This is a genomic window from Aeromonas sp. HMWF016, assembly GCF_963878195.1.
In the GTDB taxonomy this organism is placed as follows: domain Bacteria; phylum Pseudomonadota; class Gammaproteobacteria; order Enterobacterales; family Aeromonadaceae; genus Aeromonas; species Aeromonas lacus.
Genome location: NZ_CAWNWX010000098.1, coordinates 20,321 through 24,729 on the forward strand (window position 1 = coordinate 20,321; position 4,409 = coordinate 24,729).

Here is a 4,409-nt window from a genome sequence, read left to right on the forward strand (position 1 = left end):
CGCCATAGCGGGCCACCAGATTGGTGCGGCGGCGCTCCGCCTCCTGTAGCACCCGGGCCACCTGCTGGAGGCACTCATCCCCCTTGGCGTGGCCAAAGTGATCGTTGTAGCCCTTGAACTCGTCCACATCGATCATCAGTACGGCCAGCAGGCTCTGGGTACGTCTTGCCCACTCCCACTCCCGTTGCATGGTGATATCCCACTGGCGCCGGTTGGCGATGCCGGTGAGGGGATCTTCGAGGGAGAGCAGGGAGAGACGCCGGTTGGCCTCCTCCAGCGCACGGTTGGTCTCGGCCAGCTGCATGGTGCGTTCGGCAACACGCTCCTCCAGCTCGCGATTGAGCCGCTCCAGCTGCTCCTGGGTACGTTGGCGGATCAGCAGTTGTGACAGGATGGCGGCGTACTGTTTGAAGATCTCGCTCTGATAGGCTTTGAGCGGGCGGTGCCACAGCAGGTTGTCGGCGGCAATCCAGCCGATGGGGATGGCACCATCCCAGAGCGATACCATGGCATTCCAGCCCTGTCCCACTTGCTGTTTTTCGTAATAGAGAGGGGTATCTTCCAGCACCAGCACGTAATCCTTGCGCTTGAGCGCCTCCTGCACCGTGGGGTGATCCGGGATGGGGCTGACAAAGTTGTGCTCGTCTACCAGCTCTCCCTCCTCACTGGTGCCCCAGGTACCGCGCATGGTCTTGCCGTCTGGCTCAATGAGAAAGATGGCGACCCGGTCAAATTGCAGCTCCTTGCGTGCCAGCAGCACGGCATCACGCAGGAGCTGGTTCTCGCTGCGGCTGCGGGAGAGAGTGACGCTGACCATGTGCAGCGCCTGCAGCATGGTGAGGAAAGAGCCCTGCAGCGCCTGACTCTGCACCAGATCGGTCTGGGTATGCAGCCGCTGGTCCCGCTCCTGATCAACCTGATCTGCGAGCAGGTGGTTGCTCAGTTCGGCGGTCAGGTAGTGGATCAGCAGCTGGATCCCCTGACGCTGATGGCGGGAGAGGCGATCGATCCGGCGGTGGGTTTCGAGGTAGATGACCCCTTCCAGCTTCAAGTGACGTTTGAGGGGGAAGCAGGCACGCAGGCGGGGAGGCTGAGGCTCCGATTCATCCCGCTCGTCCGGAGGCTGGTGGACCGGCTCGATCATCAGCTGACCCTGATGAATCGCCTTGTCGATCAAGGTGTGGGGCAGGGGCAACGCATCCAGATGGGCGAGATCGAGCGTGGTCAGCCCCTGCTCCAGCTGGAAGCGATAGAGCTTCGGTTCGGGGGATTTCAGCCAGAGATAGAGGTAGTCGGCATCTGTCTTGTCACGAATGGTAGCGAGGCTGACTTCGCATAACTGGGCAAAGTTGGTGAAGTGTTCCGGATCCCATTCCTGCATGCCAATATCCCTTTGGGTCTAACCCCGCGAGTATATATAGAGTCTGTTTAATTTATTGATTGAAATGTCAAAATGGAGATCCAGAGCCCAGATTTTGGCTCCTTTTATGGTGCGTGATGACGGGCTTTACGTGGGGCTATTAACTGTTACGGGTAACAACAATCAGCGACTGGTTGGCAGGGAGATTTGAAGCGCTATGAGCTATGAAAAGAAGAGCCCGCACAGTGGCGGGCTCTGGAGAGGGGGATTTATTCCGCCTTGCTGGCTTCATCGGCCGGAGCGGCGGCGTTATCCGCACTGCTCTCGGCGACCGGCGCTACCGGTGCCGGACCCGGTACCAGATCTACCGCCGGTTTGGCGATGAGGGAGCGGGTCTCTTCCACCGCTTCGGTCAGCTTCACCTCGATGACCTGACCCAGCTCGTAGACCACCTCGGTCTTGTCCAGATAGACGCGGCCATTATCCCAGTTGCACTCCAGTCGATCCTTGTTGTCGAGGATATGGCGGGCAGGCATGAAGACCACGGCGCCGTTCTCCTGCAGACGCAGCTTGAGACCGGCACGCATCACGTCGATGATCTCGGCGTTGAATACCTGATCGGTGCCTGCGGCGGCTTTCAGGTAACGGACATAGAGCCAGTCACCGATGTCACGCTCTACCATGCGGTGCAGACGGCGGCAGGCGGTCAGATGCTCGGTGAGCTCCTGACTCGGGCGTTCGCCCGGGGTTTTGCCGGCGATGACCGCTTTGAGCAGACGATGGTTGACCATGTCGCCGTATTTACGGATCGGGGAGGTCCAGGTGGCGTAGGCATCCAGGCCAAGGCCGTAGTGGGCGCCCGGTTCGGAGGACATCAGCGCATAGCTCTGGAAACGGCGGATCTTGCCATCCAGCCAGCGGGTATCGAGGTTGTCGATCCAGCGGCGCAGGGCACAGAAGCCGGAGAGGCTGGCGATCTCGTCGCGCTCGAATGGGGCTTCGGCACTCTTCAGCAGGTCGATGGCGCCGTCGAGGGACTCTTCGTCAAAGCCGGTGTGAACGTTGAAGATGCCGTAACCGACGCTCTTGCCCAGCACGCGGCCGGCACAGATGTTGGCGGCGATCATCGACTCTTCCACCATGCGGTTGGCGATGCGGCGCGGCTCGACGTGGATGGCCAGCACTTCGCCATTTTCGCCCAGCTCGAAGTCGTAGTCGGGACGATCCGGGAACACTAAGGCATGTTCGGTGCGCCACTTGATGCGAGCTTCGGTCATTGCCTTCATCAGCGGCAGCTGGGCCAGTACGCCAGCGTCGATAGCCAGCTCTTTGCCATGCTCCGCCCAGTCGGAGACGTCGTCATAGTTGAGACGGGCGTGGGAGCAGATGCGGGCGGCGAAGAACTCGGTCTCCTCCAGCAGCAGGCCATCTTCGGCGATCAGCAGACGGGCGCACAGGGTGTTGCGCTCCTCGCCCTCCTTCAGGGAGCAGAGCTCGTCCGAGAGAGTGCGCGGGATCATCGGTACGTTGCGGCCCGGCATGTAGACGGTGAAGGCGCGCTGGGCGGCTTCCTTGTCCAGCTCGCTCCCTTCTGCCACATAGGCGGTCGGGTCGGCGATGGCGACCAGCAGCTCCCAGCCGTTATCCAGCTTGGTGATGGCCAGCGCATCGTCCATGTCCTTGGTCTTGGCACCGTCGATGGTGAAGAAAGGCACCTTGGTCAGGTCACGACGGGGCAGCTCCTCCTCTTCGATCACCTTCCACTCCGGTAAATCAGCCGGCTCGACCTGGGCCAGGTTGTGGCGCGCCAACACTACCCACCAAGGCACGTTGTGATCTTCCTGTGCCGCGATCTTTTGAGTGATCTCGGCGGAGAAGTTGCCGTCAACCAGCGCGTGGCGCTTGAGGGTGGCGACCACCCAGTCCCCTTCCTTGAACTCTTTCTCATCCAGACCCTTCTTGACGCGGGCCTTGATGGCATCCTTGATCAGCGGGTGGTCGGCGACCACGTTGAGGCGGTCGCGGAACATCTTGACCCGGGCCACGAAACGGGTGACGGACTGCTCCAGCAGGGCATCCGGCTCGGCCACTTCCTTCTCTTTTTCGGTACGGATCAGGGCGCTCACCCGGTCACCGTGCATTACCTTCTTCATGTAGGGAGGCGGCACGAAATAGCTGGTCTTCTCATCGACCTCCAGAAAGCCGAAGCCCCGATCGGAGGCGCGGATAACACCCTCTTTCTTGGGGATGTTTTCGCGGATTTGTTGCTTGAGCTGGGCCAGCAGCGGATTGTCTTGGAACATAAGTGAGGAACCTGAAGTGAAAACCTGGGTGGAGACCTGATGAAGGATCGCCCAGCACTATACGTTTTTAGCCCTGCAAAGCCAAGGTGAATGGCCTGCTCAGCGTGGTTTCAACTGCGATCTGGCATGGTCGATGAGACGTTGGGAGAGCTGCTTGTGTACCCCCTTTTCCAGTACCCAGCGGTGCCAGTAGAGGCGTTCCGTCAGGACGTGGTCGGGACTGAGGTTGAGTAGTGATCCGCCAGCCAGCTGGCCTCTTATCTGCAATTCGGGAATGAGACAATAGGCCAGACCTTGTTCGGCCATGGCGACGAAGGCCTCCGACGAGTGAACCGTATGGCAGGGATAACCGCCGGGCTCCAGCCCGAAGTGTTGCGCCATGAAGCTGACATGCATGTCGTCGCGTTGATCGAAGGCCACTGCCGGAGCCTTGGCCAGCGCCTTCCTAGTCAGGCCGTGGGGGAAGTGTCGCGCCACGAACGCGGGGCTGGCGGTAAGCAGGTAGTTCATTTCGCCCAGCTCATCGACGCAGCAACCGGCCAGTGGCTGGGGGCTCAGGCTGACGGCGCCGAAAGCCTGCCCTTCGCGCACCTTGTCGAGGGTGCGGCTCTCGTCATCCACCAACAGATTGAGTTCGATGGGATGCTGCTCCAGCAAGGGGGCGATAGCGGGCAGAAACCAGGTGGCCAGGCTATCGGCATTGACTGCGATGCTGATACGGATAGGAGCTGTTGGCGTGGCGGGGG

General features: G+C 60.8%; 2 protein-coding genes and 1 pseudogene. All 3 read right to left on the bottom strand.

Features of this window, described 5'->3' with window-relative positions:
- Positions 1–1,381 (bottom strand): annotated as a pseudogene (locus AACS24_RS16130) (sensor domain-containing diguanylate cyclase); the annotation flags it as partial.
- 248 nt (positions 1,382–1,629) lie between these two features.
- Entirely contained in the window at positions 1,630–3,663 is a 2,034-nt protein-coding gene (locus AACS24_RS16135; protein ID WP_108571317.1) for an exoribonuclease II, read from the bottom strand.
- A gap of 99 nt (positions 3,664–3,762) precedes the next feature.
- Positions 3,763–4,409: ArgP/LysG family DNA-binding transcriptional regulator (locus AACS24_RS16140; RefSeq protein ID WP_258222959.1), on the bottom strand; the 647-nt coding region annotated here is incomplete at its 5' end.